Genomic DNA, 26,753 nt, shown 5'->3' with positions numbered 1-26,753 from the left:
GGCCCACCCCGAACGGGGTGGGCCTTTGGCATACCCACGTATCCACCGACAGTCCGTGGAACGTTCCATCGATGCGACGGTCCACCGTTCCCCGCCTCCGCTGCGAGGCGACGCGGAGCGCGCCTCGCGGGTCGTCAGCTCCAGCCGTACCCTGCCAGCCACCGGGTGATCTCTCGATAGAACCGTCGCCGCGGGCCAGGACCGGACAACGTGAGGTCGTGTATCCCCCCGGCGATGCGGGCGATCGTCACCACGGGCCCGAGGTTCGGTGCACGCCGGGCGAGGAGCTCGACGTCGAGCACGATGTCCGCCGCCCGCATGTCCTCGCTCCACCGTGGGCTGATGAGGGTGCGGTCGGAGGTCAGGACGATGATCGGGCACGTCACCGACAGCCCGGCGGCCACGGTGGCGTGTCCTTCGATGATCCCGCGCAGCCAGCCGGCCCGGACGGGGAACGACGGCACGGGCCGCCACTCGGGGTTGAACTCCCAACCGCCGCTCTCGAGGTCGCGCAGCGTGCGCGCGTAGTACCCCGCGTCGATGTTCGGCAGCGGGGCCTTGGGTTGGAAGCGCGCGAGCTGGCGGATCGCGGGAGAGGACACCGTCCTGACCGTCGACGAACCCTGGAGCTCCAACCAGGGGCTGTTCAGCACCAGTCCGTGCAGCCGCCCCGGGTTGCGGTTCGCCCACAGGACCCCGGTGAGGCCGCCGGTCGAGTGGCCGACCAGCATGATCGAGGCGTGCGCACCGAGCTCGGTGTGGATCATCGCGAGCGCCGTCTCGAGGTCCTCGTCGTACTCGTGCAGGTGCTCCATGTACCCGGGGGTCTGGTGCGGCCTGAGGCTGCGCCCGTACTTGCGCAGGTCCACCGCGTAGAACGCCGCGCCCTGCGCATGCCAGTACTCGGCGAGCTCGGTCTGGAAGAAGTAGTCGCTCCACCCGTGGACGTACAGCACCGCGCGGGCAGGGCGGACGGCCTCCTCGGACGGTGGGTCGTAGCGGACGAGCGTCGCCACGACCTCGCCCTCGTCGTCGGGCGTGAGCTGGAGGGTGAGACGCCGGTAGTCAGGCCCGAGGACGTCCTCCTCCCACCGCCCGCGCTGCGGTCGGACGCGCGGCCGTGGTGCCGGGCCTCGAGGCCCCGTCGGGACGAGCGCCGCGGCCTCGGCGAGCGGTGCCCGCAGCGACGCGAGGGTGAGGGTCCGGGGTGCGGCGGTCCGGGGGCGACGTCGGGACCCCGCGATGCGCGGCGAGCCCGTCCACTCGTGCGAACCCGCCGAACCGGTCGTGCGCGACTCGCCGCCACGCAGCGCAGAACCTGCGGCGCTCTCAGCGGTCGTGTCGGCGTCGGGTCCGGCGTCGGCGGCACGGCCCGTCTCACGCCCGGCCGGTGGTCGGGTCCGGCCCCCGGCGCGCGCCGGACGCCCCCGCTCGGCGTCATCGGTCATGTCGTGAGCACGATCTTCCCGTAGTGCTCCCCGGCGTCGAGCCGTGCGAGGCCGTCCGCGGCCTGGGCGAGGGGGAAGACCTCGTCGATCGTGGGGCGCACGTCGGTGCGGGCGAGGAACCGCAGCAGGGCGGCGAGATCCTCGCGTGAGCCCATCGTGACACCGCGCACCGTGATCTCCTGGAAGAAGATGCGCGAGAGCTCCGTGGGGCTCGCGTCGCCCGAGGTCGCGCCCGCGACGACGACCGTCCCGCCCGGTCGGACCGAACGCATCGAGTGCGACCACGTGGCCTGACCGACGGTCTCGATCACGGCGTCGACCCGCGCAGGGAGCCGGGCCCCGGGTTCGAAGACCGCGGACGCGCCGTTCTGCAGGGCCCGTGCCCGCTTGGCCGACGAACGCGACGTCACGAACACCTCGACGCCGGCCGCGCTCGCCAGGCGCGTCGCGGCGCTCGCGACACCGCCTCCCGCGCCCTGGACGAGCACGCGGTCGCCCGGGGCGAGCCCCGCGACGCCGAAGAGCATGCGGTACGCGGTGAGCCACGCCGTCGGGAGGCACGCGGCCTCGACGAACGTGAGCTCCGGCGGCTTGGGGACCAGGTTCCTCGTGGGCACGGCGACCTGCTCGGCGAGCGTCCCCGCGTACTTCTCGGACAGGAGCGTGCGTGACTCCGCGGGCCCCACCCCGTGCCCGTCGGCGCCGATCACGCCGTGGACGACGACCTCGGTCCCGTCGGGCGCGATGCCCGCGGCGTCCGTGCCGAGGATCATCGGGAGCTGCTCGGCGCGCAGACCGACCCCGCGCAGCGACCACAGGTCGTGGTGGTTGAGGCTCGCGGCCCGGACGTCCACCACCGACCAGTTCTCCCGGGTCTCCGGAGCGGGCAGGTCTCCCACGGTCAGCCCTGCGAGCGGGTCCTGCTGGTCGAAGTGCGTCACGTAGGCGGCAAGCATGTGTCCAACCTACGGTCTTCGGGCGCGGTGCGCGTCCGAGCCCGGGCGGGACACGATCCCCGTCCGGCCCGTGAGAACGCCCGCACCGGTGCGGCCTCGGACGGCGGCGGACGCGCAGGTCAGCGGTGGATGCCGCCCGCGACGGGGTGCCACTTCGGTCCGTAGCGGCGCGTGAGGACCGCGCCACCGACCTCGACCAGGGCGCCCGCCGCGGCTCGGACCGCACGGGCGATCTCGGCCGCCTGGTCGTCGTCCTCGGCGAGGAAGCGCACCGTGACGCGGGCCTCGCCGCTCACGATCCCCAGGTCGTAGGACTCGACCTCGGTCCGCTCGCGGGCCGCGGCGGCGGCCGCGGGCAGCACGGCTTCCGGCGACGCCCCAGGGCGCAGCATCCCGACGACGAGGCTCACCCGGTAGGAAGTCACCGCTGCACCTTCGCACACGTCGGGCGCCCTGGCCGAACTCGCACGGCCCTGGTCGTCGGGGCGCTTCACCCGATATTCCTGCACGATCGGAAACATGCCGTCGGCATACTGGGCCCATGCGCATCACCGCCAAGATCGACTACGCCGTCCGCGCGTGCGTGGAGCTCGCCGTCGCCTACGACGAGGGGTTCGTGACCGCGGAGCGCGTCGGCAGGGCGCAGCACATCCCGGGGTCGTTCCTCCTGGGCATCCTCAACCAGCTGCGCAGGTCGGGCCTGGTCGAGAGCCGCCGGGGCGCCGAGGGAGGATTCCGTCTGGCGGCGGCCCCCGCGCGGATCGCGGTCGCGGACGTCATCCGCGCGATCGACGGCCCGCTCGCGAACATCGCGGGCGTCCAGCCCGAGGACACGTCGTACGCGGAGTCCGCGGCGGCGCTCCAGCAGACGTGGGTCGCGCTGCGGGTCGCGATGCGGTCGGTCCTGGAGAACGTGACGATCGCGGACCTCGCGTCGGGCACGCTGCCCGACGACGTCGCTCACCTCGTCGGGGACTCGGAGGCCTGGGTGACCCGCCCGTTCGGCGACGAGGTGGAGCTGCGGGGCGGGGGAGAGGACGCCCGCCGAGGGTGACGCTCGTGTCCGCCGAGGGTGACCGGGCTGTCAGCCGAGGGTGACTGAACGTCACCCTGGGCGGTCTCTGACGTCACCCTGGGCGGTCTCTGACGTCACCCTGGGCGGTCTCTGACGTCACCCTCGACGGGCCGCAACGTCACCGTCGGCGGTCGGGGGCGTCACCCTCGGCGTCAGGTGTTCGACAGGTTCAACCCTGCTTCGACGCTGCGCGGTTAACACTGCGAAACCTTGTCTCATCCGTCAGCTCAATCTGGACCGTTTCGGTCCAGTTCAACTAGCGTCCCTCTCATGCACACCGAGCCGTCGCACCGCGCGCTCCGCGCCACCGCGCCGGGCTGTTGCTGTCGCCCCGTCTGACCCGACGAGACAGCCCCCCGTGCCGACCCCACCGGCGCCCCTTGTGCACCCGCGACCAGCTCGCGGCTCCCCGGAAAGCGACCCTCATGGTTGTGCCTTCTACTTCCCCCCGCTCTCCTTCGGTCACCCGAGCCTCCTCGGGCCCCGGAGCGCAGCGGCGCCCCCCGCACCGCGCCCCTCGGCCGACCCTGGTCGAGGACTCCGCCGAGCATCTGTACCTGCACGCCGACGTCCTCGTGATCGGCGGCGGCCCCGCCGCGACCTGGTCCGCGATCGCCGCGACCGAGCAGGGCGCGAGCGTCGTCCTGGTCGACAAGGGCTACTGCGGCACGAGCGGCGTCGCGGCGACCGCCGGCGTCGGGCACTGGCTCGTCCCACCCGACGCCGAGCGGCGCGACGAGGAGATCACGCCGCGCGAGGAGCAGGGCGGGTACCTCACCGACCGCGACTGGACCAACGACGTCCTCGACGAGGCGTGGTACCGCACCGCGCTCATCGAGGGCTGGGGGTACGAGCGCACGCGACGTTCGCGTCAGGCACGCACCGGGGCGGACGGCGGTGCCGCACCCGCCCCGAACCCCTTCGCGCGCCGGCCCGGTGAGCGGTCGTTCTCGGGCTCGTCCCCGGACTACCTGCGCTTCCTGCGCGGCAAGGTCAAGAAGAACGGGGTCACGGTCCTCGACCACAGCCCCGCGCTCGAGCTCCTCGTCGACGGTGAGGGCGTCGTGTCGGGCGCCCAGGGCTACCAGCGCCAGACCGGGCGCGCGTGGCGCGTGGCGAGCGGCGCCGTCGTGCTCGCGACGGGCGGGACCACCTGGAAGTCGCACTCCCTGGGCGGCGACGTGAACACGGGCGAGGGCCACCTGATGGCCGCCGAGGTGGGCGCGCACCTGTCGAGCATGGAGTTCTCCAACTTCTACGGCATGGTGCCGTTCGGCACCTCGATGGACAAGAACGGCTTCTTCGTCACGGCGTCCTACTGGGACCACGAGGGCGCACCCATCGCGTACGAGAACCTGCACAAGAGCCGCGCCGAGCTGCTCGGCGCCTCGCTGCGCGGCACGATCACGGCCCAGTTCACGCAGTTCGGGCCCGAGGTCCGCCCGGCCCTGCGCGCCGCCATGCCCAACTTCTTCATGGTCACCGACAAGCTGGGCGTCGACCCGTTCACCGAGCGCTTCCCCATGGACTGGGTCCAGGAGGGCACGGTCCGCGGCACGGGCGGCATCCACGTGCTCGACCGCGACGCGTGGACCGGCGTCCCCGGCCTGTACGCGGCGGGCGACGTCGCTGCGCGTGACCGCGTGGTCGGGGCGGCGACCGGTGCAGGCGGCCCCAACCTGGCGTGGGCCGTGGCGTCGGGCACGTGGTCGGGCCGGGCGGCGGCCGCCCTGGCGACGGACCGTGGCCCGTCGTCCCGCGGGCAGCGCCTCGACCCCACGGGCACGCTCGGTCTCCGGCCCGACGGCGCAGCGCACCGCCCGCGGTCGGCCGCAGCCGGGGAGGGGGCGTGGCGTGAGATCACGGCCGCGGTCCGCGACGAGATGCTGCCCATCGACAAGTCGGCCTTCCGCCACCACCACGGCCTCGTGCGCTCGCTCGACGTCCTCGACGAGCTGTGGGAGCGCGCAGGCAGCGAGCTCGTGCCCACCGACGTGCGGGGGGCCGACGCGATCCGCACGCGCGAGACCGCGGGCATGCTCGCGATGGCTCGCTGGGCCGACCGCACGGCGCTGCACCGCACCGAGACCCGCGGCATGCACACCCGCACCGACTTCCCCGACACCGACCCGCAGCAGGCGCGGCGCCTGCTCACGGGCGGGCTGCGCGACCTGTGGGTGCTGCCGGACCCGGAGCCCCCCGTGACCGGGGACGCTGCGACGCGGTACACCGCTCCCACCCCACCGACCTGGACCGAGGAGGCGTCGTGATCGAGATCCTCAACGCCGCGCGCTGCACGTCGTGCGACATCTGCGTGCGGATCTGCCCCACCAACGTCTTCGAGCCTGCTGCCGACGGTGGCGTACCGACCATCGCGCGGCACTCCGACTGCCAGACCTGCTTCCAGTGCGAGGCGTACTGCCCCGAGGACGCGATCTTCGTGTCCCCGTCGCGCACGCCCGAACCCGCAGGCTCGCCCTTCCTCGACGAGGCCGACCTGCTCGACCGCGACCTCCTGGGCCTGTACCGGGACCGGGTCGGGTGGCGGCGCACGCCGCGACGGCAGGACGACACCGGGGACGCCCGGACCACAGGCGGAACCGCCCGCGACGGGGCGCCTGAGGTCCTCGCCTCGGACGTCGACTACCACCGCGCAGCCGCACTCGCCCCGGCGAACCCCCTCGACCGCACTTCCGACGACCGCGCGTCCCTCGACCGCACCCCACCGGACAGCACCACGACCCACCTCCAAGGAGCCCCCTCATGAGCCGGAACCGCACCCTCGCCGCCCTGGCGTCGTTCGCCCTCGTCGCCGCGCTCGCGGCCTGCTCCACCTCGGAGGCCGCGACGCCGTCGGGCGACGGGTCGGGAGCGGCCGCCGAGCTCACGCCCCTGACCACGGGCGGTCCCTGGAACGGCGTCGCGGGCAAGACACCCGTCGCGACCGGACCGTTCGGGTACGCCGTCGAGACCGGGATCGCCGACGCGATCCTCGCCGAGCACGGCTACGAGTACGAGGGCTTCGTCGGGTTCAACAACGGGCCGCCCGTGGTCCAGGCCCTCCAGACGGGCGACATCCAGGTCGGCTTCATCGGTGACACCCCGGCCACGCAGGCCAAGGCGAGCGGCCTCGACGTCCCGGCGCTCGTCATCGCCAAGCCGTCCTCCGACATCTGGTTCCTCACCAGGACCGGCGGCGTGACCACGATCGACCAGCTCGCGGGCAAGAAGGTCGGGCTCCAGTTCGGCTCGAACTTCGACAAGTACGGCCGCGCGGTCCTGGAGCGAGCAGGTGTCCTCGAAGACGTCGAGCTCGTCAACCTCCTGTTCGCCGACGCCCTGCCCGCGCTGCAGCGCGGCGACATCGACGCCGTCCCGGTCCCCGCGACCACGGCCGGGATCTGGCGCCTGACCAACGACTTCCCGGTCCTGTCCAAGGCGAGCGTCGACGACCCCGACCTGCTCGCGACGAGCGTCTCGCTCACCTCGCGCGAGACCTACCAGGCGAACCCCGAGCTCGCCGCGGCGGTCTGGGAGGTCACCGAGGCCGGCGTCGCCAAGATCGAGGCCGACCACGACGCCTACGCCCAGTGGGTCTTCGACGCCACCGGCTCGCCCGTCGAGGTCGTCAAGGAGGCCGAGCTCTGGCAGTACGGCACGCAGGCGATCGACCCGGACGGGCTCAAGACCGTGCAGTCGACGCTCGACTTCCTCGTCAGCTCCGGGGCCGCCCCGAAGGCGTTCGACGTCAGCACGTGGGGCGTCGAGTGACCACCGGCACGACGACGTCGCGCGCCCGCGCGCAGACGCCCCCGGTCGCTGCAGCGACAGCCGCCGGTGCGGTCCCGGCCACCGCCCCGGGCGCGGCCCGGGCGCGGAGGGGCGCGACGTCGTCGGGCAGGAAGCGGCGCTCACCGCGCGACGTGCTGCTGCGCGCCTCGGTGCCCACCGCGATCCTCGCGCTCTGGTTCCTGGGCTCGGCCCAGGGGTGGATCGACGAGAAGCAGTTCCCCGCGCCCTGGCAGGTCGGCGACGCGTTCGTCGAGCTCGTCTCCACGGGTGTGCTGTGGGAGAACCTGTCGGTGTCGCTCGGGCGCGTGGCCGTGGGCTTCGCGATCGGCGGGCTGCTGGGGCTCACGCTCGGCGTCGTCGCCGGGCTGTTCCGCCTGGGCGACCAGCTCCTCGACCCCACGCTCCAGATGCTGCGCACCATCCCGTTCCTCGCGATCGCGCCCCTGCTGATCCTCTGGTTCGGGATCGACGAACGACCCAAGATCATCATCATCGCGGCCGCCGCGCTGTTCCCGCTCTACCTCAACACCCACAGCGGAGTGCGCAACGTCGACCGCAAGATCCTCGAGGCCGGCAAGGTGTTCGGGCTGCGGGGGCTCGGGCTCGTGCGGCACGTCATCCTGCCCGAGGCCATCCCGTCGGTCCTCGTGGGGCTGCGGGTGTCGCTGTCGGTGTCGCTGCTCGCGCTCATCGTCGCCGAGATGTCCAACGCACCGCGCGGCATCGGGTTCCTCATGGTCTCCGCGCAGCAGTACTTCCAGATGGACGTGCTCGTCGTGTGCGTCCTCATCTACGCGGTGTGGGGGCTGTCGGTCGACCTTCTCGTGCGGCTCCTCGAACGCATCCTCCTGCCCTACAAGCGACTCGGGAGAAAGCCATGAGCGGACCGACCGTGCAGGACCTCGCCGCGCCGATCGTGCGGGTCGAGAACGCCGGGAAGTCGTACGGCGGCCGGACCATCCTCTCCGACTTCTCGCTGACGCTGCGGCCTGGCGAGTTCGTCGCGCTGCTCGGCGCGAGCGGCAGCGGCAAGACCACGTTGCTGCGCATCCTCGCCGGGCTCGAGGCCCACGACACCGGGACCGTCGAGGCCCCGGCCGAACGGACCGTGGTGTTCCAGGAGCCGCGGCTCGTGGCGTCCAAGCGCGTCGGGTCCAACGTGATCCTCGGGCAGCGGGCCACGCGCGACCGGCGCGCGGCCGCCTCGGCGGCGCTCGTGGAGGTCGGGCTCGGCGGGCGCGAGGCCGCGTGGCCCACGACCTTGTCCGGGGGCGAGGCGCAACGGGTCGCGCTCGCCCGGGCGCTCGTGCGCAACCCGCGCCTTCTCCTGCTCGACGAGCCGTTCGCGGCGCTCGACGCCCTGACGCGCATCAAGATGCAGGCCCTCGTCGCCGAGCTGTGCCACGAGCACCAGCCCGCGGTGCTCCTCGTGACGCACGACGTCGACGAGGCGATCCTGCTCGCCGACCGCGTGGCCGTGCTCCAGGACGGGAAGGTCGGGGTCGAGCTCGAGGTGCCGTTCGACCGGCCGCGGCGCCGAGGTGTGCCGGGGTTCGGAGACTTCCGGCGACGGCTGCTGCTCGAGCTGGGCGTCGAGGAGGCGATCGGGGCGGCGTGACGCGTGTGCCCGCCGAGGGTGACCGGTTGGGCCGCCGAGGGTGACCACCGTGCCCGCCGTGGGTGACCGTCGGCGGGCAGATAGGTCACCGTCGGCGGCCACGACGTCAGCTCGTGAGCTCGTCCCGTCGCGGCGGGTTCGCGCCAGCGCGCGAGACCGTGATCGCGGCGGCCGCCACGCATCGTTCGAGCACCGCGGTCAGGACCTCCGGGCCGACGGCCCGGAGCGCGTCGCGGCGGTCGCCGCCCAGGAGGTTCTGCTCCCAGAGCCCGTCGATGAGCGCCCCCATGAAGGTGTCACCCGCGCCCACGGTGTCCACGACCTCGACCCGTGGTGCCGCGACGCGTACCTCGCCCGCCGCGCACACCGCGACGGCTCCCTCGCCGCCGAACGTCACGACGACGACCGCGGGCCCTTGGGCAGCCCAGGTCCACGCGACCTCCACGGGGTCGGTGCCCGGGTGGAGCCATTCGAGGTCCTCGTCGCTGACCTTTACGACGTCTGCAGCGCAGACGAGCGGTTCGATCCGTTCGAGCGCGGCGTCGGGGGTGCCCATGAGGCTGGGGCGGGCGTTGGGGTCGTAGGTGATGGTCGCGTGGTCGCGGGCGGTGAGGACGAGGTCGTGGACCGCGGTCGCGCCGGGTTCGAGGACCGCGGCGATCGATCCGGTGTGGACGGCGAGCGTCGAGTCGGTCGCCGCGGTGCCGTCGGCCAGGTCCCACGTGATCGCGAAGTCGTACGTCGCGGCCCCCGACCCGTCGAGGACCGCGCGCGCGACGCTCGTGGCGGCGGCGCCGTCGGACCTGGGGGTGAGGGCCACGCCCGAGTCGGCGAGCCAGGCGCGGACCTGCCCGCCGCGCTCGTCGCGGCCGAGGTGCGTGGCCAGCAGGACGTCGCGCCCGAGGCGGCCGAGGGTCAGCGCGACGTTGGCGGGGCTGCCGCCGGGGTGCTCGGCGGTCGTGCCGTCGGCACGGCGGACCTCGTCGACGAGCGCCTCGCCGACGACGAGGACGTGCGGGGCGTGAGGGGACATCAAGGCTCCAGGCCGGTCGGGGGCGACGTCATCGTACGATCCTGCACGGATGACAGCGGTGTCAACCAGGATGCGGCCAGGGTCGTTCACCGCACCGACGCGAACGCCTCCAGGACCCGGTCCACGCTCGACCGCAGCCCCCACCGCCTGGCGAGCTCGTCGAGGGCCGCAGCGTCCGCGGGCGCGGACGGGACGTCGTCGGGCACCGGGGGGATGGGCGCGTCACGCGCGACCTGGACCACGAGCGGCGCGACCGCCAGGTAGTCCGCAGCCTCGGTGAGCCGGCGGCGCTGCGTGGGGCTCAGACCCGGGTCGCCCTCGTCACGGGCGCGCAGGATGCCCGCGAGGTCGCCGTACCGGGCCAGCATGCCCGCCGCGGTCTTCTCGCCGATGCCCGCGACGCCCGGCAGGCCGTCGCTCGGGTCGCCGCGGAGCGCGGCCATGTCGGCGTACGCCTGGCCGGACGTCACGCCGTAGCGCTCGGCCAGGCGCTCGACGTCCACGACGTCGAGCTTCTTGAGGCCGCGCGCGGTGTACAGGACGCGCACGGGCACGTCGTCGTCGACGAGCTGGAACAGGTCGCGGTCACCCGTGACGACCTCGACCGGCCCGGTGTCGGGCGACGCAGGCCCGACGGCGCCGCTCGCCCCGGGCTCCCCGCCCGCCTCGCGCAGGGCGCGCCGACGGGCCGACTCGCGCTCGACGAGCGTGCCGATCACGTCGTCCGCCTCGTAGCCGGGGAAGCCCACCCGGGCGATGCCGAGGGCGGCGAGGACGTCGACGATGATCGGGACCTGTGCGGTGAGGGCCTCGGGGACCTCCTCGACGCCCGTGGTGCCGGGGATCTCGGTCGCGACGCGGTGGGCCTTGTAGGACGGGATGGCCTCGACCCGGAACGCGGGGCGCCAGTCGTCGTCCCAGCAGGCCACGAGGCGTGTGGGCCGGCGCTCGGCCACGAGCACCGCGATGGTGTCGAGGAAGCCGCGCACCGCGTTGACGGGCGTGCCGTCCGGGGCCTTGACCGAGTCCGGGACACCGAAGAACGCGCGGAAGTACTGCGACGCGGAGTCGAGGAGCAGCAGGCCGCCGCTGCCGGGGAGCTGGGTGTCGCGCAGGGGAGCGGGCGTCGCCGGGTCCGTCATGGTCCCCAACGTACCGGCGGCCGCCCACGGGGGCCGCTCCGACGTGACGGACGGGTCGTCCCGCCGTCGGTCGAAGCGCAGCACCGCGACTCCCCGGACCCGTGATCTGACGCCGGGACGAGGGGCATGTCACATCCGGTTCGGGACCTTTGGCGGGCTTTTCCCGCAGGTCACACACCTATGGTGACAAGAGCCCAGGGCTCCCGGACGGCACCTTCCGCGCCGCCTGTCACGAACCCAGCGACCAACGAGAGAAGGCGTGGCGAGGACATGAAGGCTGCACGTTTCCATGGACGACGAGACATCCGCATCGAGGACGTCCCGGCCCCCGAGCTGCGGCCCGGCACGGTCGCGATCGACATCGCATGGTGCGGGATCTGCGGCTCCGACCTGCACGAATACCTCGAGGGGCCGATCTTCGTCCCCGCACCTGGGCGCCCGCACCCGCTGACCCACGAAGAGATGCCCGTGACGATGGGGCACGAGTTCTCCGGCACCGTGACCGCGCTGGGCGAGGGCGTCGACGACCTGACGGTCGGCGAGTCCGTCGTCGTCGAGCCGTACGTCGTGTGCGGGGAGTGCGCGCAGTGCGAGGCAGGCAACTACCACCTGTGCGTCAAGATGGGCTTCATCGGCCTGGCCGGCGGTGGCGGCGGACTCTCGGAGAAGGTCGTCGTCGATCGTCGCTGGGTCCACCCCGTGGGCGACATCCCGCTCGACCAGGCGGCGCTCATCGAGCCCCTGTCGGTCGCCCACCATGCGGTCGTGCGCTCGGGCGCGAAGGCCGGTGACGTCGCGCTCGTCGGTGGTGCGGGCCCGATCGGTCTGCTCACGGCCGCGGTCCTCACGGCCCGGGGCGTCACGGTCATCATGTCCGAGGTCTCCGAGGCGCGGAAGACCACGGCACGCGAGACGCACGTCGCCGACCACGTCGTCGACCCCACGCAGGACAACCTGATCTCCCGCGTCCGCGAGATCACGGGCGGCAAGGGCGTCGACGTGGCCTTCGAGTGCACGAGCGTCAACGCGGTCCTCGACCAGCTCTTCGACGCGGTCCGCCCCGCGGGCGTGATCGTGGTCGTGTCGATCTGGGGCAGGACCGCCGCGGTGGACATGCAGAAGCTCGTCCTCAAGGAGATCGACCTGCGGGGCACGATCGCCTACGTGCGCGACCATGCCGAGACGATCCGGCTGGTCCAGGAGGGCAAGATCGACCTGGCTCCGTTCATCACGGCGAGGATCCCGCTCGAGGACCTCGTGAGCAAGGGCTTCGACACGCTGGTCCGCCGCAACGAGACCGCGGTGAAGATCCTCGTCCACCCGTGACGGGCTCACTGCCCGACGCCGGGGCGCACCCGACCTGGACGGTGCGCTCCGCCGTCGGGCCGGCCACTCAGCGGGGCGAGGCAGCCCGGTCCGGGACCAGGCCCGCCTCCCGGGCCGCCACGATCGCCGCCGCACGGTCGCGCAGCGACAGCTTGGCGAGCACGCCCGCGACGTAGTTGCGCACCGTCTTGGTGCTCAGGGTCAGCCGCCGCGAGATCGCGGTGTTGTCGAGCCCCGCGGCGACGAGCGCGAGCACCTCGCGCTCGCGGTCGGTGAGCTGCGGGAACGGCACGGCCGCCCGCGAGCCGCCCAGCACGTTCGCCACGGCCCGCGCCGCGACCCCCGGAGCGAGGATCAGCTCGCCGTTCGCGACGGCCCGCACGGCCCGCTCGACCTCGTGCGGCGACGCCGACTTCACGAGGTACCCGCGCGCCCCGGCCCGCAGGCAGGCCGCGACGGAGTCGTCGTCCTCGTGCATCGTCATGACGAGCACCGGCACGTCCGGCCGGGCACGCACCAGGTCCCGCGTGAGCTCGACGCCCGACCCGTCGCCCAGGTCGAGGTCCATGACGACGAGGTCCAGGTCGTCGGGCGCGCCCAGGACGTCGCGGGCCTCCGCGGCGCTCGCGGCCTGCGCCACGACGCTCACGCCGTCGAGCGAGTCGAGGAGCGCCGCCATCCCGATGCGGAACACGGGGTGGTCGTCGACGAGGGCCACGCGGATGAGGCTCACAGCACGACCTTCCGGGGGAGGACGGCACGCACGCGCGTCCCCGGTGCGAGCGAGGTGATGTCCAGCGTCCCACCGAGCTCCTCGGCGCGCTCCCGCATGGACCGCGTCCCGACGCCGGCGCGCGCCTCCTGCCCGACGCCGGAGCCCGCGTCGTCGCACGTCACGACCAGGTGCGTCCACCCGTCGAGCGTCCCGGCCGGCCTCGGCGGGTGGGTGGAGACCTCGACGCGGCAGCCCGCGGCCCCGCTGTGCCGGGACGCGTTGATGACGGCCTCGCTCGCGATCGCGTAGGCCGCGGCGGCGACTCGTGTGTCGAGGTCGTCCCACGGCCCGCACAGCACCTCGACCGCGAAGCCGCCCGCGTCGTGGTGGTCGGCGAGGTCGTGCAGCGCGGCCTCGAGCCCGGCCTCGTCGAGGGCGGGCGGGAGCAGACTGCGCGAGAGCGTGCGCACGTCCCCGACCCGCTGCTCGACCTCCCGCTGGAGCGCCTCGAGCACGGCGGCCGCCGCGGCCGGGTCGGTCGCGAGGGTGTTGCGCGCGCCCTGGAGCCCTAGCCGCAGCCCGCTCAACCACGGCCCGACGCCGTCGTGCAGCTCGCGGCGGACGAGGCGCCGTTCGGCGAGGCGCGCCCGGGTCACGGCGTCCTTGGCCTGTTCGAGGTCGCGTGCGCCGCTCGCGAGCGCGAGGCCCGCGGCGACCACGGGCACGAGCTGGGCGAGCGCGTCCCGGGTCCGGCCGTCGAGCCGCTCGCCCGCGCGGGGAGTCACGGCGAGGTCCCCGAGGACCCGGCCGCCGTGCTCGACGGGCACGTGCGTGACATGCGTGCCCGTCGGGCGGCCCCAGGACGCCTCGACGGTCGGGGGCGTTCCGCCGGTTGCGCCCGGTGCGTCGTCGGCGGGAGCTTGCGGGGGAGGTCCGCCGCTCGTGAGCGTGACCGACTCGAGCTTGAGCGACTCGCCGGTCGAGGCGACGAGACCGTGCAGCAGCTCGTCGGCCGTCGCCGCGACGCCGAGCTGGCGGCCCATCCGCAGCACGGCCCGTCCGGGGTCTGCTGTCTCGCCGTAGACCAGGGAGCGCACGCGCCGCTGCAGCCACGTGCGCGCGGGCTGGACCGCGAGGACGACCCCGACTGCCGCGAGCACCTGGGCGAGCGGCCGGCTGCCGACGAGCGCGGTCACCATGACCACGAGCGCGACGTAGACCGCGACCAGGGCGAGGGTCAGGAGGGCACCGATCGTCGCACGGCTCAGCGCGAGGTCGAGCCCCCACAGCCGGTTGCGCAGGACCGAGACGAGCAGCGCCGCGGGGAACAGCGCCTGGCACGCGAGGTGGGTCAGGGGCAGCGCGAGGATCACGTCGGACGAGTTCCACGTCCCGAGGAGCGGGAGGAACGACAGCGCCATGATCGCCGTGCCGAGGGCCAGCAGCCCGAGGCCGCGGCGTTCCTCGGGCGGACCGTGCCGGTGGCGCCACCACGTCGCGGCCGCGGTCACGAGCCCCATGACCACGACGCCGAGGATGGCCGGACGCGGGTCGTCGACCGGTGCGAGCAGGAAGAACAGGATCGAGGCGGCACCGCCCGTGACCCCGAGCCACGCACCCACGGACAACGGGTGGTCGCGCACGAACCAGGGCACGAGCACGAACAGCCCGATCGTCCCCGGCACCCACGCGAGACCGTACGCCGCGGCGAGCGGTTCGAGCGGTGGCAGGCCGGGGTGCGTGCTCGCGAAGCTGCGCCAGCCACCGCCCAGCGCGGCGAGACCGCCGCCGATGCCCGCGAGCGAGACCAGCCACCCGACGACGTGCCGCCGCCGCGACAGGATGATCGCGCCCACCGAGCCGTAGACGAGCGCCACCATGGCGTCCACGACGACGAACAGCAGGTCGCCGAGCAGCACGTCCACGCCCGACGTGAGCTGCAGGACGAGCGCCGAGACGCCGAGGAACCACGAGGCGACGGCGATGGCGAGAGCCGTCCGGGGCAGGCCACCGCTCCCGAGGGCGGTACGGCCGAACGCCGACCGGCGCCAGGACCGGCCGGCCGGAGCGGCCGCCGCAGCTCCCGCGCGAGCGCCCGCGGGCACGCCTCGTCCGCCGGACGGCTCCGGTGGCTCGTCCCTTGCGACAGCGCCCACAGCGCCACGGTAGGGGGCGCGACCACCCGGGCGACAGGGGGCGGGAGCGATTCCACCCCCACCTCGGACGGCACGGCCGCGACCGGCCCCGCCCCCGAGGAGCGGGGCGGGACCGGTCGCGTGGCCCGGGGCGGGCCATGGGGGTGGTGACGGGTCCACGTGCTGTGCTGCGCCGTCGGGCGGATCAGCGCCGGTCGCCCAGTGCGAAGCCGAGCGCCGCGATCGTGAGCCACAGCGGGCCCACGAACCCCGCCATGTACTGGAGCGGCGAGATGCCCACGAGCAGCGTGAGACCGCCCAGGAGCAGGCTCACGACCCCGATCCAGCGCGGTGCGGCACCGTGCCGCAGCGAGGCCACGGCCACCGCGACCGCGGTCAGGCCAGCGCCGACCCACAGCCACGGGATCGTCGCGGTCCAGTCGGCGTAGAACGCGCCCGACTCCGGGACGATCTTGTCGAGCTCGGCGAACCCGAACATGAACTGGGTGTCGAGCCCCGAGCCCATGAGTGCCGCGACCGACGTCAGGACGAGGCCCGAACCCGCGACCGTCGGCAGGAGGCTGCCCGCCGGAGCCTGGACGTCGAGGCGACGCTTGAGCCCCGCCGCGAAGATCAGGACGAGGATCGCGACCAGGACGGTCGCGGTGTGGAAGACGAGGAGCGTGGACGTCTTGCCCGCGAGGTCGGCGACGACCGCGTCGGCGTCACCCGCGGTCTGCTCCCAGTTCGCGCCGAGCGCCATCGAGGCCTGGATCGAGACGATGCCCAGGACGCCGGCCGCGACGCCGGTCCACGCCCAGGCGCGGGAGGCGCGGGCGGGATGCCCGTGGGCGAGGTCGGTCCCGGGCGTGACGGAGGTTGTCGGTCGTGCGGTCATGGTGGACCCCTGCGTGTCGTGGGGCCGGGCCCGGACGGGCGGCGGCCGTGGGTGGTTGACACGACGAGCGTGGGGCGGGACGCGTCCCGGGCGGCAGGGGCGGATGTCCCGGGAGGCCGGGCGGTCCGGTCGGGCTGATCAACCCGTCGTGTGCCTCGCGAGGAACTCCAGGCTTCGGTCCAGGGCGACCTGACCGGCGGCGGTCGAGAGGTCGAACTGGTACTCGTGGCCCAGCCCCGGCTCCTCGCCGTCGGGCTGGAAGAGCGCCTCGACCTCGACGCCGACCACCCCTAGCCGCGCGGACAGGGCCTTGCCCTGGGGAGTGAGCGGGTCGGCGTTCCCGCCCGTGAGGAAGGCGGGCGGGAAGGTCTCGGTCACGTGGTGCGTGACCGAGGCCGGGGCGAACCGCGGGTCGTCCGCGAAGGCCTTGGTCCCCGAGTACGACCACAGGACGGTCTCGAGGAACCACGACTCCGCGCCGCCGGTCGAGGTGTCCACGAGCGCCATGTCGTACGCACCGCAGTGAAGGACCACGGCCGCGAGCTGGTCGGGGCCGATCGAGGGGGCGACGCCCAGCGCCTCGGCGTAGTCCGGGCTCGTGACCGCAGTGGCGACCTGTGCGCTGATCTGCGACCCCGCCGAGTCGCCCGCCAGCACTATCCGCCCGGGGTCCACACCCAGCTCCTCGGCGTGCGCGGTCACGTGGGCGAGCGCGTCGTTGAGCTCGACCAGCGGCGTCGGGTAGGTCGCGCCGGGGGCGACCGAGTAGTCGATCGCGACGACCGTGTACCCGTGGCTCGCCACGATCTTCGCGTAGTTCGCCACCTGCTCCTTGCTCCCGGAGACCCACCCACCGCCGTGCGTCCACACGACGGTGGGAAGCGGCCCGACGGCGCTCGCGGGCCTGTGGACGTCGAGCCGGGCGCCGGGATCATCGGCACGGTAGGGGACGTCGGTCGTGCTCACGACGTCGGACGGCACGAGCGCCGCGAGCTTCTCGTTGGTCTCGGTACCGCCCTTGTCGAACGCGTACCGGATGAGCAGCGCCGAGGGCCACGGGCTGACCTGCGACGCGACGAACGTCCCGAGCGCGACGAGCCCGAGCGACGCGCCGACCCAGCCGAGGGCGCGCGGCCAGCGACGGTGCGCGGTAAGGGAGACCGTCGAGGTCACGCTCGAAGAACCCATGCCCGGAGCCTAGCGACGACGGGGCGAGGGGGCGTCGCCGTGGAGGGTGTCGCGGGGCCACCGGCAGGAGTTCGTCAGTCCTCGTCCGGCTCGCCCTCGGCGGGCGCGGGCAGCACGGGCAGCACGACGACGGGCCGGTGCTGCAGGTGCGACAGCCGGCCGGCGACCGAGCCACCCAGGGCCTCGTTGCGCCACCCGTCGGCCCCGGCACGGTGTGCGCCGACCACGACGATCGCGGCGTCGTGGCTCACCGCGGCCTCGTCGAGCTGGCGCGCCACGTCGCCGTCGCCCGCGACGACGAGGGTCCACGCGACGCCCGTCCCGTGCAACGCACGGTCGAGCTCGGCCTTGAGCCGTTGCTCCCCGCCGCCGTCGTCGGGTACCGGCCCGACGTCCACCCACACGCACACGACCGTCGTCCCGAGGGCGTGCGCGAAACCGGCGGCGCGCTGCACGATGTCCGGGTGCTGGCCCGGGTGCACTCCGACGAGCAGGGGTCGGATCATCTGTCCATCGTGCCACGGGCGTGCGGGAAGCGTCGGGGGAGGGTCGGCCCGACGGCGTCGCACGCCCCGGGCGGGCAGCCTCGCCGAGGTGAGTCAGCCCAGCGAGCGCTGGAGCAGCACCGTGTCGAGCCACCGGCCGTGCTTGAACCCGACCCGTTCGAGGCGCCCGACCTGCCGGAAGCCCAGCTTCTCGTGGAGCACCACGGACGCGGGGGAGTCGGCGTCGCTGACGACCGCGACGAGCTCGCGCACCCCCGCCTCCGCGGCTGCGTCCAGGAGGGCGGTCAGGAGCGTCCGGCCGAGGCCGCGGCCCTCGCGGCCGGGGGCGAGGTAGATGGTGTCCTCGCCCGTCGCCGCGTAGGCGGGCCGCTCGCGCCAGGCACCCACGTACGCGAACCCGGCGACGCCGTCGGGCAGGCCGGGAGCGCCCGGGACGGTGACGACGAGGAACGGGCGACCCGCCGCCCGCAGCGACTCCCACCGCTCCTCCCAGCCCGCGAGCGGCAGCGGCTCGGTCTGGAACGTCGAGACCGTGTGCAGGACGTGGTGCGCCGCGATCTCCGCGACCGCGGGCAGGTCGTCGCGGGTCGCAGGACGGACGGTCGGTGCGTCGGTCATCCGGGCACCCTAGCGCTGACGCGCTCGCGGAGGTGATGTGGTCCGCGCGTCGGGTGCCTCCCGCAGGTGCTCCTGTCGGTGCTACTCGATGCCCTCGGCGTGGCGCTCGTCGACGGTCTTCGCGGCGTCGCGCCCGGCCTTGCGGTTCGCCCGACGGCGTCGCGCCACTCCGCCGTCCTTCTCGCCCGGGTCCTCGTCCGGGTCGTCGCCCTTGCCGTGGCCGGGGTCGTGCAGCATGTGCGAGTCGACGAGCTCGTGCCGCTGGATGTACGTGTTCGCGACGGCCTGGATGGTCGCGGCGATCGGGAGCGACAGGAACGCCCCGAGCGCGCCGAACACCGCCCCGAACGCGAGCACGACCACGAACGACACCGCAGGGTTCATCTCCAGCGCCCGTGCCGAGACCTTGGGCGAGAAGTACAGGTTCTCGAGCTGCTGGTACGCGACGATGAAGATGAGGACCGCGAGGGCCTGCGGCAGCCCCTGCGACGTGAGCGCCACGATCACGGGCAGCGCGCCACCGATGTACGTGCCGATCGTCGGCACGAACTGCGACACGACGCCCACGAACACCGACAACGGCAGGGCGTAGTCGGTACCGAGGATCAGCAGGAAGACGAACGTGAACACGCTCGACAGCGCAGCGAGGACGATGCGCGAGTTGATGAAGTCCGAGACCTTGACCTGCGTGATCTCCCACAGGCGCAGGACCTCCTGCTGACGGTTCGGCGTGAGCCAGCGGCAGATCGCGACGCGGAACTTGGGCCCTGCCGCGAGCAGGTAGTACGTCACGAGCATGATCGTGAGGAACGCGAAGATCACGCCGACGATCGTCGTCCCGACGACCAGCGCGCCCGACGCGACGTCCTCGCCGAACTCGTTGAAGCCCTGCTTGAGGAGCTCGTCGGAGCTCGGGATGTCGACGTCGAACCTCGTCGAGACGAACTCCTGGATGTCGGTGTAGAGGGCAGGGATCGACTGGACGAGCTGGACGAGCTGCTGCACGAAGAGGTTGCCGAAGAGCGCGAAGATGCCCACGACCACCACCAGCCCACCCAGCAGCGCCGTCGCCGCGGCCGCACCGCGCCGCCATCCGTGCCGGACCAGCCACACCACGATCGGCTCGAGCGCGAGGGCGATGAAGAACGCGATGAGGATGTTGACGCCGAGGCTCTCGAGGGTGCCGATCGCGTACCAGGCGAAGATCCCGACGAAGACCGCGACGACGGTCATGAAGAGCGCGCGCGGCAACCACCGGGGAGGCTTGCGCGGGTCGTCGGCGGAGAGCGCCAGGAAGTCTCGGGGGCGGTCGGGGTCGGTGACCGGGGCGGCCGACGCCCCGGGGGCCGGCTCCGGAGTGGTGCTCGCGTCGCTCGTCATGGGGCGAACGTAGCGAACGCACGCGCACGCGTGGTGCGCCCACGCCGTCGGGCGGGAAGAGTCCGGCCCGTGCACGGTGCGACGTGCGCGGTCCTCCCGCGTCACCCGGACGCGCGGTCCTCCGCGACCGGGACCCCGTCGTCGTCCAGGTCCTCCGGGCCGGGCGACCGCACGCCCAGGCGCGCCGCGACCCACGGACCCGTGAGCCCGTACACGACCGCGGTCAGGAGGATCACGCCGAAGACCACCGGCACGAGCTGCTCGAACGGCTGACCGTCGTCCTCGAAGCGCAGCGCGAAGACCGATGCGGTCGACGCCGCGACGATCCCGCGCGGCGCCATCCACCCGACCATGACCCGTTCTCGGCTCGACAGGACGCTGCCCGTCGTCGCGACCGACGCGACGAGCGGGCGCAGGACCAGGACGAGGAGCACCACGATCGCGAGCGTCGGTAGGGCGTACGCCACGAGGGCGTCGAGGTCGACCCGCGCCGAGAGCAGGATGAAGAGCGTCCCGATGAGCAGCAGGCCGACGTGGCTGCCGAACTCGTGCAACGGTTCGATTCTCGCCCAGCGCTGGTTCGCGAGCACGATGCCCAGCGTCGTCGTCGCGAACAGACCCGCCTCCTCGTGGAACGCCTCGGCCACGGCGTACGTCGCGAGCGCCGTGGCGAACGCGAGCGACACCTCGGTCGCGGCCGGCACCCTGCCCCACCTGACCGCCGCGACGTAGACGGCCGCGGCGACGGCCCCCGTGAGCACCCCGGAGAGCGCGGTCGCGCCCAGGTGCTCGGGGGCCGCGTGGAGCGCGACGTTGGCCATCGCGAGCGCGACCGTCGCGCCGATCGGGTCGATGAAGATGCCCTCGAACGCGAGCACCGACTCGAGCGGCTGCTTGGGCCGGATCACCGCGAGCAGCGGCCCGACGACGGTCGGACCCGACACGATGAGGATGGCCCCGATGACCGCGGCCCGGGACATCGGCAGGTCGAGCACCCACCAGCAGATGAGCGTCGCCCCGACCCCCGTCAGGACCGCACCCAGGGTCACGAGCAGCGCGACCGGACGCCGAGCCCCGCCCTGGAGTCGTTTCATGTCGAGCTTGAGCGACTCCTCGAACAGCAGGAGGCCGACCGCCATGGACACGAGCGGGAACAGGTCCTCGCCCAGCAGGACGTCCGGGTCGACGAGCCCCGACACGGGACCGGCCAGCAGCCCCAGCACGAGCAGCAGGAGGATCGAGGGCACCTTGAGCGCCTTCGCGGCGACCTGCCCCACGACCCCGAGCACGACGACCAGCGCGATCCCGCCCGTGAACCCCAGCTCCATGGACCCATAGTGGTGGTGGACGGCCGCGAACGCAGCGGATGCCGACGCGGGAGTCCGGTGCCACGATCAGGGGAGCGAGACTTCCGGGGTGACGCCGGGCCGGTCACGGCCAGGACGACGTCACCCGTTCTACGTGTGCGAGGAGGCACCATGGCGCGGTCGTCACAGGTCACGGGATGGGTCGGCTGGGTGTGGTTCGCGGGCATCGTCCTGGTCACGCTCGGGCTGTTCAACGCGATCAGCGGCATGGTCGCCGCGTTCTCCCCCGAGAAGCTCGTCGGGCTGGGAGAGCAGGGGATCGTGGTGCTCGACGTGTCGACCTGGGGGTGGGTCCACCTGGTCGTCGGGGCGCTCCTCGTGGTCGTGGGCTTCGCCCTCCTCGCCGGGCGCGGATGGGCGCGGCTCGTCGCGATCGTGCTCGTCGTGCTCAACGTGCTGACCCAGTTCGTCGCGCTCCCCGCGAGCCCCTGGTGGTCCGTCGTCACGATCGTCCTGGGGATCTTCGTGCTGTGGGCGCTCGTGGTCCACGGCGACGAGGCGCAGCGGGCGTCGGCGTCGTCGCTGCCGTGACGACCACCTGATCGTCGTTCGTCCGCGCCCCGGCGCAGGTCCCCACGCTTCCCGTACCCGCAACCACGAACGGAGCACCACCCATGGCCACACAGTTCGGTCCCGTCGAGTTCGTCGCGATCGCCTTCCCCTCCGAGCGGGTCCCCGACGCGGTCAAGATCGCGATCGCGGACCTCCTCGGGTCCGACGTCGTCACGCTCCTCGACCTCACCGTGATCCGCAAGGGGACCGGTGGAGAGATCGACGTGATCGAGGTCGAGGATCTGGGCGACGAGCTCGACATCACCGAGACCCAGCTCGGCAGCTCGGGCCTCGCCGGGCAGGAGGACATCGACGACGTCGCGTCGAACCTCGAGCCCGGGACGTCCGCGCTCGTCCTGATCGTCGAGCACTCCTGGGCGCGGCAGTTCGTCGGCGCCGTGCACGACGCCGGGGCGGCGGTGATCGCGCAGGAACGCATCCCCGCCGACGTCGTCAACGAGATCGTCGAGCTCGCCGAGACCGAGGTCGGCTGAGGACCACCGCCGACGGGGCGACACCTCACCGCACGAGCACAGCACGCACTCGGACATCACCGCACGAGGAACGGAGCACACCATGCCACTACGACGCGTAGGACGCCCAGGTCTGCTGGGGACGATGGCCCGCACGGCGGTCATCGCCGGGACGGCGTCCGCCACGGCCGGGGCCGTGAACCGGCACCAGCAGGGCAAGGCCGAGCAGCAGGCGGAGCAGCAGCAGTACGAGGCGCAGCAGCAGGCCCAGCAGCAGCAGCTCTACGCGCAGCAGGCGGCGGCCCAGGCGGCCCAGGCTGCGCCCGCCGCACCTGCCGCCGCGGGCGGGAACGACCTCCTGGCGCAGATCGAACAGCTCGGCCAGCTCCACGCGAGCGGGGTCCTCAGCGACGCCGAGTTCGCCGCCGCCAAGGCCAAGCTGCTCGGCTGACGCCGCGCCCACGGCACCCGCCGCCTCTGCCGCGCGGTTCACCCCGCACCACCTGATCCACCCGAGAGGACAACGATGGCTACCTTCACCGTCTGGTCGTTCGACACACCCGGAGGCGCCGAGACCGCGTCCGACGTCCTGAAGGACGCGGCGTCCGAAGGCCTGATCAAGATCGTCGACCGCGCGATCGTGACCTGGCCCGAGGGGGCGAAGAAGCCCACGACGCACCACACGCACGAGGACGAGTGGCGCGGGACCGGCTGGGGCGCGTTCTGGGGGCTGCTGTTCGGCGCCCTCTTCTTCGTCCCCGTGATCGGTGTCGCCGCGGGCGCAGCCCTGGGCGCGATCCACAAGTCCATGGAGGCCGTGGGACTGAACAAGGACCAGCTCGACCGCATCAGGGCACAGGTCACCGAGGGCACCTCGGCGCTGTTCGCCGTGACCGAGGACGGCAACCTGGACCGCGTGGGCGAGCGGTTCCACGGTCTGCACGGCGACCTCATCGCCACGAACCTCACCCAGGAGGAGCGCCGCGTGCTCCTCGAGACCTTCGACTGATCGCGACCAGCAGACCCGCAGTGGGGGTGGGGCCGGACTCCCGGCCCCACCCTCGCCTGCGCCCTACGCGTCGAGGTGGAGCGGCAGCCCGAAGAGCGGGTACCAGGCCTCGACGTCGAGGAACGCGTTGATGCCGGTCACCTTGCCGTCCTCGGTGTCGATCACCTGGAGCGCCCAGGCGTCGTACCCGCCGGTGGGCGAGATCCGGTACTGGCCGAAGCCGAACGTCCCGTTGGCCCGCACCGGCACCATGCGCGAGCCCCGGCACTCCGCGCCCGGCCCGACCATCCACCGCTCGATCTGGACAGGGCCCCGCATCCACAGCGCGTACGGCGGCATCGAGAGCGTGGCCTCGTCGTGGAGCAGCGCGACCAGCGCGGGCATGTCGTAGCGCTCGAACGCGTCGAGGTACTTCTCCAGGAGCTCGGTCTTGTCCTCGTCCACGGGCGCGGTCGGCAGGTTGGCGCCGTCCGCCCCGGGAGCCGACCCGTAGTGCGCCTGGGCCGACAAGGTGGCCCGCGCCCGCTGGAGCGCGCTGTTGACCGACGGCACCGACGTCTCCAGGAGCTCGGCGACCTCGCTGGCCTGCCAGCGCAGGACCTCGCGCAGGATGAGGACGGCGCGCTGCTTGGGTGGCAGGTACTGCAGTGCCGCGACGAACGCGAGGCGGATGGACTCGCGCCCGATCGCGACGTCGGCCGGGTCTCCGTCCCGCGGCAGCACGCGGTCGTCGGGCACCGGCTCGACCCACGTCTCCTCCGAGAGCTGCTCGCCGAGGTTCCTCTCCTCCGCCGTCTGCGCTGCCCCGAGACCCATGGGGCGCTCGCGGCGCTTGCGCTGGGCGATGTGGTCGAAGCAGACGTTCGTCGCGATGCGGTAGAGCCAGGAGCGCAGCGCGGAGCGCCCTTCGAAGCGGTCGTAGGAGCGCCAGGCGCGCACCATGGTGTCCTGGACCGCGTCGTCGGCCTCGAAGGACGAGCCGAGCAGGCGGTAGCAGTAGCCCGTGAGCTGTGACCGGTACTGGTCGAGCAGCTCCCCGAGGTCCTCGTCCGCGACGGTCGCTGTGCGTTCGGTCATGGTGTCCTCTCGTGGGCGCGCGGCGATGTGCGCCACTTCACACCGTAGCGCGCACCGCCCACACAGTCAGCGGGAGAGGGCCTCTTCCCGGGCGAGCTCGAACCACACGGTCTTGCCCGGACCGTCGGAGGTCTTCTGCTCGACGAACCACCGGTCGGCGAACCGGTCGAGGAACTGGATGCCGCGCCCCCCGGTCTCGTGCGGCTCGGGGTCGTGAAGGGTCGGCTCGTCGGGGGAGGCGTCCCGGACGCCGACCCGGACGGTCGCGGGCCACACCTCGACGACCGCCTCGAGCGGTCCCTGCGCGTGCTGCACCGCGTTGGTCAGGGTCTCGCTCGCGAGCAGCATGATGGTCCGCCGCTGGTCGCGGTTGATCCCGCAGCTCTCCAGGATGTCGTCGACCCAGCGCCGGGCCGGCGAGATCGCCGCGGTCGTGTGCTCGACGTCGCGGGTCATCCGGGTGGGGCACGCAGGTGTCGGGTGGGAGTCGACCGCGGCCCGGACACGGACCGCGAGGACGGCGATGTCGTCGCGCTGGTCGCTGCCGACCAGGCGCTGGACCAAGGCGTTCGGGAGCGCGAGGGTCGAGCCGTGCCGCAGCGTCGCGAGGGCCCGGGCGAGCCCGGACAGGCGCGCGCTCTGGGGGACCCCGCGTCGTTCGATGAGCCCGTCCGTGTAGAGCAGGAGGGTGTCCCCCGGGCCGAGGTGGGTCACGTGGTCGCTGCGCGCGGCGTTGGGGACGAACCCGAGCATCATGTCGGGCCGGGTGTCGAGGAGCTCGACCTTCCCGTCGGACCGCAGGATCAGGGGTGGCGGGTGTCCCGCGTTCGACCAGGACAGGTCGTAGAAGTCGCCGCGCCGGTCGAGCCGGACGACGACGGCGGTCCCGCTCGCGTGGAGCGAGAGCCCGGTGTTCGCGCGGTCGAGGAGGCGGAGCAGGGCCGAGGGGGACTCGTCGTGGCTCCAGGCGAACGTGCGGAGCATCGACCGGAGCTGCCCCATCTCGGCCGCGGCCCGCATGTCGTGACCCGTCACGTCGCCGATCATGAGGACGGAGGCGTCCTCGTCGTACACGACCGCGTCGTACCAGTCGCCGCCGACCTGGTCCGTGAGGGTCGCGGGCGAGTAGGTCGAGGCCAGCTCGAGGTGCGGGATGTCGGGCAGGGCCGTGAGCATCGCGGCCTGGAGCGTCGTGGCCGCGTCGCGTCGTTCCTCGAGCAGCTTGACGCGTTCGAGGGCGTGCGCGACGAACCCCGCGAGGCCCGCGCGGGACAGGGACTCGTCGTCGGCGGTCTTGCCCTGCTCCCACCCGAGGAAGATGACCGCGAGCAGGTTCGTGCCGGAGAGCACGGGCAGCAGCGCGCGGGCACCGACGCTCTCGTCGAGCGACTCGGAGATGTTCGGGAACGCCGAGAGGATCTCGGCCTCGTCCCGGAAGAACAGGGCCTCCTGGGTGCGGGCGACGAACGACAGGACACGGTCCGGGTCGTCGACCCGCGCGTACCGGTACGACGGCGAGAGCGCCGGCTCCAGGTGGTCCATGCTCGTGTACGTGAGGCTCTTGCGCGACGGGTCGACGACCGCGAGCCCGGCGTACCGCGCACCGATGGCCGAGGACGCCACGTAGGCGAGGGTCTCGCCCACGTCCTGGACCGAGGTCGCGTCGGCGAAGGCCTCGCTGAGCATGAGCAGGAGGCGGTTGCGACGGGTCGCCTGGATGGCGAGGTTCTGCATCCTGGTCGCCCGCTCGTGCGCGATGCGCAGCTGGAGCTCGGACGTGCAGGCCGCCGTCAGGTCGGCGAGGGTCGCGAGGTCGGTGTCGGTCCAGTCGTGGGGCTCGTCGTCCATCGCGCACAGCGTCCCGACGACGCGGCCACGCTGGTCGAAGATCGGGAACCCGGCGTACGCGAGGACCCCGAACTCCGGGATGGACGGGTTGTCCCAGACCCGGGCGTCCTTGCGGGTGTCCGGCACGACGAGCGGCTCGCGGTCGTTCGTCACGTGCTGGCAGAACGAGTGGGTCAGCGGCATGCGACGGCTCAGCTGGATGTCCTCGGGCATGCCGTGGGCCCCGGGGTAGACCTGCTCGTCGGACAGGACGAGGGACACCGCGGCGGTCGGGACGCCGAGCTGGCGCATGGCCAGGCGGGCGAAGCGGTCGAAGGACTCGTCGGCGGTCGGGGTCCCGAGACCTGCCTCGACCAGCTCGAAGATCGCCTGGGCCTCGGTCACCGCATCAGTATGGCCTGCGGGCTCGCGTCCGTCATCGGGAAGCGTGGGGTGAATCACTCCTCCTGACGACGGGGCGGCTTGCCGGGGGCGACGTGACGGCCCGCCGAGGGTGACCGTGTGGCGTGCCGAGGGCGACCGACACGTCGCCGTCGGCGGGCAGGGCCGTCGCCCTCGGCGGGCGGCAGGTCCGACGACGGCGCGCCCTCCCCGGCC

Annotated in this window: 26 protein-coding genes; 11 read left to right on the top strand and 15 right to left on the bottom strand. The window is 73.1% G+C overall.

Features of this window, described 5'->3' with window-relative positions; translation table 11 throughout:
• Nucleotides 1-134: 134 nt before the first annotated feature.
• From ACFRCR_RS04525 to ACFRCR_RS04515, 3 genes are all read right to left on the bottom strand, one after another.
• Nucleotides 135-1,448 carry an alpha/beta hydrolase gene (locus ACFRCR_RS04525; protein ID WP_377675829.1) on the bottom strand — a complete coding sequence of 438 codons (1,314 nt, stop codon included), beginning with the start codon at nucleotides 1,446-1,448 and terminating at the stop codon, nucleotides 135-137.
• Nucleotides 1,445-2,404, bottom strand: coding sequence for a zinc-binding dehydrogenase (locus tag ACFRCR_RS04520; protein ID WP_377675828.1), 960 nt, complete (start codon nucleotides 2,402-2,404; stop codon nucleotides 1,445-1,447). Before ACFRCR_RS04520 ends, ACFRCR_RS04525 begins: the two co-directional genes overlap by 4 nt.
• 119 nt (nucleotides 2,405-2,523) lie before the next feature.
• Nucleotides 2,524-2,829 (bottom strand): hypothetical protein, encoded by a 306-nt coding sequence (locus ACFRCR_RS04515; RefSeq protein WP_377675827.1) that lies wholly within the window; start codon nucleotides 2,827-2,829, stop codon nucleotides 2,524-2,526.
• Between the two features lie 116 nt (nucleotides 2,830-2,945).
• Here ACFRCR_RS04515 and ACFRCR_RS04510 point away from each other — a divergent pair, with 116 nt between their 5' ends.
• From ACFRCR_RS04510 to ACFRCR_RS04485, 6 genes are all read left to right on the top strand, one after another.
• Nucleotides 2,946-3,458: an RrF2 family transcriptional regulator gene (locus ACFRCR_RS04510; protein ID WP_377675826.1), complete on the top strand. Its 513-nt coding sequence runs from the start codon at nucleotides 2,946-2,948 to the stop codon at nucleotides 3,456-3,458.
• Nucleotides 3,459-3,910: 452 nt separating this feature from the next.
• A complete protein-coding gene (locus tag ACFRCR_RS04505; RefSeq protein ID WP_377675825.1) occupies nucleotides 3,911-5,749 on the top strand; it encodes an FAD-dependent oxidoreductase in 1,839 nt (612 codons plus the stop codon).
• Nucleotides 5,746-6,246 carry a ferredoxin family protein gene (locus ACFRCR_RS04500; protein WP_377675824.1) on the top strand — a complete coding sequence of 167 codons (501 nt, stop codon included), beginning with the start codon at nucleotides 5,746-5,748 and terminating at the stop codon, nucleotides 6,244-6,246. The genes ACFRCR_RS04505 and ACFRCR_RS04500 overlap by 4 nt, the downstream gene beginning before the upstream one ends.
• A complete protein-coding gene (locus ACFRCR_RS04495) occupies nucleotides 6,243-7,250 on the top strand; it encodes an ABC transporter substrate-binding protein (protein WP_377675823.1) in 1,008 nt (335 codons plus the stop codon). The genes ACFRCR_RS04500 and ACFRCR_RS04495 overlap by 4 nt, the downstream gene beginning before the upstream one ends.
• A complete protein-coding gene (locus tag ACFRCR_RS04490; RefSeq protein WP_377675822.1) occupies nucleotides 7,247-8,152 on the top strand; it encodes an ABC transporter permease in 906 nt (301 codons plus the stop codon). The genes ACFRCR_RS04495 and ACFRCR_RS04490 overlap by 4 nt, the downstream gene beginning before the upstream one ends.
• Nucleotides 8,149-8,889, top strand: coding sequence for an ABC transporter ATP-binding protein (locus tag ACFRCR_RS04485; protein ID WP_377675821.1), 741 nt, complete (start codon nucleotides 8,149-8,151; stop codon nucleotides 8,887-8,889). The genes ACFRCR_RS04490 and ACFRCR_RS04485 overlap by 4 nt, the downstream gene beginning before the upstream one ends.
• A gap of 106 nt (nucleotides 8,890-8,995) precedes the next feature.
• Here ACFRCR_RS04485 and ACFRCR_RS04480 read toward each other — a convergent pair whose 3' ends face one another.
• The gene (locus tag ACFRCR_RS04480; RefSeq protein ID WP_377675820.1) at nucleotides 8,996-9,922 is read right to left on the bottom strand and encodes a carbohydrate kinase; all 927 of its coding nucleotides are present in this window, start codon (nucleotides 9,920-9,922) and stop codon (nucleotides 8,996-8,998) included.
• Nucleotides 9,923-10,008: 86 nt separating this feature from the next.
• On the bottom strand, nucleotides 10,009-11,064 hold the full coding sequence (locus tag ACFRCR_RS04475) for a 5'-3' exonuclease H3TH domain-containing protein (RefSeq protein ID WP_377675818.1): 1,056 nt from the start codon (nucleotides 11,062-11,064) through the stop codon (nucleotides 10,009-10,011).
• A 270-nt stretch (nucleotides 11,065-11,334) separates the two neighbouring features.
• On the opposite strand from ACFRCR_RS04475, the gene ACFRCR_RS04470 reads away from it, so the two are divergent.
• A complete protein-coding gene (locus ACFRCR_RS04470; protein ID WP_377675816.1) occupies nucleotides 11,335-12,390 on the top strand; it encodes a 2,3-butanediol dehydrogenase in 1,056 nt (351 codons plus the stop codon).
• Nucleotides 12,391-12,457: 67 nt separating this feature from the next.
• On the opposite strand, the gene ACFRCR_RS04465 is transcribed toward ACFRCR_RS04470, so the two are convergent.
• The 8 genes from ACFRCR_RS04465 to ACFRCR_RS04430 form a co-directional block, all read right to left on the bottom strand.
• Nucleotides 12,458-13,123 (bottom strand): response regulator, encoded by a 666-nt coding sequence (locus ACFRCR_RS04465; RefSeq protein WP_377675815.1) that lies wholly within the window; start codon nucleotides 13,121-13,123, stop codon nucleotides 12,458-12,460.
• Nucleotides 13,120-15,261, bottom strand: coding sequence for a sensor histidine kinase (locus ACFRCR_RS04460; RefSeq protein WP_377675813.1), 2,142 nt, complete (start codon nucleotides 15,259-15,261; stop codon nucleotides 13,120-13,122). Before ACFRCR_RS04460 ends, ACFRCR_RS04465 begins: the two co-directional genes overlap by 4 nt.
• A gap of 184 nt (nucleotides 15,262-15,445) precedes the next feature.
• Nucleotides 15,446-16,138, bottom strand: a complete 693-nt coding sequence (locus tag ACFRCR_RS04455) for a hypothetical protein (protein ID WP_377675811.1) — start codon at nucleotides 16,136-16,138, stop codon at nucleotides 15,446-15,448.
• A gap of 138 nt (nucleotides 16,139-16,276) precedes the next feature.
• Complete coding sequence (locus ACFRCR_RS04450; RefSeq protein WP_377675810.1) at nucleotides 16,277-17,326, bottom strand: alpha/beta hydrolase; 1,050 nt, start codon at nucleotides 17,324-17,326, stop codon at nucleotides 16,277-16,279.
• Between the two features lie 74 nt (nucleotides 17,327-17,400).
• Nucleotides 17,401-17,832: a universal stress protein gene (locus ACFRCR_RS04445; RefSeq protein WP_377675809.1), complete on the bottom strand. Its 432-nt coding sequence runs from the start codon at nucleotides 17,830-17,832 to the stop codon at nucleotides 17,401-17,403.
• Nucleotides 17,833-17,925: 93 nt separating this feature from the next.
• Nucleotides 17,926-18,450 (bottom strand): GNAT family N-acetyltransferase, encoded by a 525-nt coding sequence (locus ACFRCR_RS04440; protein ID WP_377675808.1) that lies wholly within the window; start codon nucleotides 18,448-18,450, stop codon nucleotides 17,926-17,928.
• A gap of 81 nt (nucleotides 18,451-18,531) precedes the next feature.
• The gene (locus tag ACFRCR_RS04435) at nucleotides 18,532-19,830 is read right to left on the bottom strand and encodes an AI-2E family transporter (RefSeq protein WP_377675807.1); all 1,299 of its coding nucleotides are present in this window, start codon (nucleotides 19,828-19,830) and stop codon (nucleotides 18,532-18,534) included.
• A gap of 101 nt (nucleotides 19,831-19,931) precedes the next feature.
• On the bottom strand, nucleotides 19,932-21,158 hold the full coding sequence (locus ACFRCR_RS04430) for a cation:proton antiporter (protein WP_377675806.1): 1,227 nt from the start codon (nucleotides 21,156-21,158) through the stop codon (nucleotides 19,932-19,934).
• Between the two features lie 150 nt (nucleotides 21,159-21,308).
• Here ACFRCR_RS04430 and ACFRCR_RS04425 point away from each other — a divergent pair, with 150 nt between their 5' ends.
• From ACFRCR_RS04425 to ACFRCR_RS04410, 4 genes are all read left to right on the top strand, one after another.
• Complete coding sequence (locus tag ACFRCR_RS04425; protein WP_377675805.1) at nucleotides 21,309-21,728, top strand: hypothetical protein; 420 nt, start codon at nucleotides 21,309-21,311, stop codon at nucleotides 21,726-21,728.
• Between the two features lie 83 nt (nucleotides 21,729-21,811).
• Entirely contained in the window at nucleotides 21,812-22,243 is a 432-nt protein-coding gene (locus ACFRCR_RS04420) for a DUF6325 family protein (protein WP_377675803.1), read from the top strand.
• A gap of 124 nt (nucleotides 22,244-22,367) precedes the next feature.
• Nucleotides 22,368-22,673 carry an SHOCT domain-containing protein gene (locus tag ACFRCR_RS04415; protein WP_377675801.1) on the top strand — a complete coding sequence of 102 codons (306 nt, stop codon included), beginning with the start codon at nucleotides 22,368-22,370 and terminating at the stop codon, nucleotides 22,671-22,673.
• Between the two features lie 75 nt (nucleotides 22,674-22,748).
• Nucleotides 22,749-23,231 (top strand): DUF1269 domain-containing protein, encoded by a 483-nt coding sequence (locus tag ACFRCR_RS04410; protein ID WP_377675800.1) that lies wholly within the window; start codon nucleotides 22,749-22,751, stop codon nucleotides 23,229-23,231.
• 63 nt (nucleotides 23,232-23,294) lie between these two features.
• Here the strand turns inward: ACFRCR_RS04410 and ACFRCR_RS04405 are convergent, their stop codons facing one another.
• Complete coding sequence (locus ACFRCR_RS04405; RefSeq protein ID WP_377675798.1) at nucleotides 23,295-24,308, bottom strand: sigma-70 family RNA polymerase sigma factor; 1,014 nt, start codon at nucleotides 24,306-24,308, stop codon at nucleotides 23,295-23,297.
• Nucleotides 24,309-24,374: 66 nt separating this feature from the next.
• Complete coding sequence (locus ACFRCR_RS04400) at nucleotides 24,375-26,540, bottom strand: SpoIIE family protein phosphatase (protein WP_377675797.1); 2,166 nt, start codon at nucleotides 26,538-26,540, stop codon at nucleotides 24,375-24,377.
• Between the last annotated feature and the right edge of the window lie 213 nt (nucleotides 26,541-26,753).

Source organism: Oerskovia sp. NPDC056781 (genome assembly GCF_042789955.1).
GTDB lineage: Bacteria > Actinomycetota > Actinomycetes > Actinomycetales > Cellulomonadaceae > Oerskovia > Oerskovia rustica.
Note: the sequence above shows the minus strand (reverse complement) of the source record. Positions and strands in the feature narration are given on the sequence as shown.

Bases quoted from the DNA above. Each gene is read 5' to 3' on its own strand.
- ACFRCR_RS04405 (WP_377675798.1), bottom strand. From the start codon at position 24,308: ATGACCGAACGCACAGCGACCGTCGCGGACGAGGACCTCGGGGAGCTG.
- ACFRCR_RS04525 (WP_377675829.1), bottom strand. From the start codon at position 1,448: ATGACCGATGACGCCGAGCGGGGGCGTCCGGCGCGCGCCGGGGGCCGG.
- ACFRCR_RS04425 (WP_377675805.1), top strand. From the start codon at position 21,309: ATGGCGCGGTCGTCACAGGTCACGGGATGGGTCGGCTGGGTGTGGTTC.
- ACFRCR_RS04440 (WP_377675808.1), bottom strand. From the start codon at position 18,450: ATGACCGACGCACCGACCGTCCGTCCTGCGACCCGCGACGACCTGCCC.
- ACFRCR_RS04430 (WP_377675806.1), bottom strand. From the start codon at position 21,158: ATGGAGCTGGGGTTCACGGGCGGGATCGCGCTGGTCGTCGTGCTCGGG.
- ACFRCR_RS04480 (WP_377675820.1), bottom strand. From the start codon at position 9,922: ATGTCCCCTCACGCCCCGCACGTCCTCGTCGTCGGCGAGGCGCTCGTC.
- ACFRCR_RS04485 (WP_377675821.1), top strand. From the start codon at position 8,149: ATGAGCGGACCGACCGTGCAGGACCTCGCCGCGCCGATCGTGCGGGTC.
- ACFRCR_RS04420 (WP_377675803.1), top strand. From the start codon at position 21,812: ATGGCCACACAGTTCGGTCCCGTCGAGTTCGTCGCGATCGCCTTCCCC.
- ACFRCR_RS04520 (WP_377675828.1), bottom strand. From the start codon at position 2,404: ATGCTTGCCGCCTACGTGACGCACTTCGACCAGCAGGACCCGCTCGCA.
- ACFRCR_RS04410 (WP_377675800.1), top strand. From the start codon at position 22,749: ATGGCTACCTTCACCGTCTGGTCGTTCGACACACCCGGAGGCGCCGAG.
- ACFRCR_RS04445 (WP_377675809.1), bottom strand. From the start codon at position 17,832: ATGATCCGACCCCTGCTCGTCGGAGTGCACCCGGGCCAGCACCCGGAC.
- ACFRCR_RS04495 (WP_377675823.1), top strand. From the start codon at position 6,243: ATGAGCCGGAACCGCACCCTCGCCGCCCTGGCGTCGTTCGCCCTCGTC.
- ACFRCR_RS04435 (WP_377675807.1), bottom strand. From the start codon at position 19,830: ATGACGAGCGACGCGAGCACCACTCCGGAGCCGGCCCCCGGGGCGTCG.
- ACFRCR_RS04415 (WP_377675801.1), top strand. From the start codon at position 22,368: ATGGCCCGCACGGCGGTCATCGCCGGGACGGCGTCCGCCACGGCCGGG.
- ACFRCR_RS04470 (WP_377675816.1), top strand. From the start codon at position 11,335: ATGAAGGCTGCACGTTTCCATGGACGACGAGACATCCGCATCGAGGAC.
- ACFRCR_RS04455 (WP_377675811.1), bottom strand. From the start codon at position 16,138: ATGACCGCACGACCGACAACCTCCGTCACGCCCGGGACCGACCTCGCC.
- ACFRCR_RS04510 (WP_377675826.1), top strand. From the start codon at position 2,946: ATGCGCATCACCGCCAAGATCGACTACGCCGTCCGCGCGTGCGTGGAG.
- ACFRCR_RS04475 (WP_377675818.1), bottom strand. From the start codon at position 11,064: ATGACGGACCCGGCGACGCCCGCTCCCCTGCGCGACACCCAGCTCCCC.
- ACFRCR_RS04450 (WP_377675810.1), bottom strand. From the start codon at position 17,326: ATGGGTTCTTCGAGCGTGACCTCGACGGTCTCCCTTACCGCGCACCGT.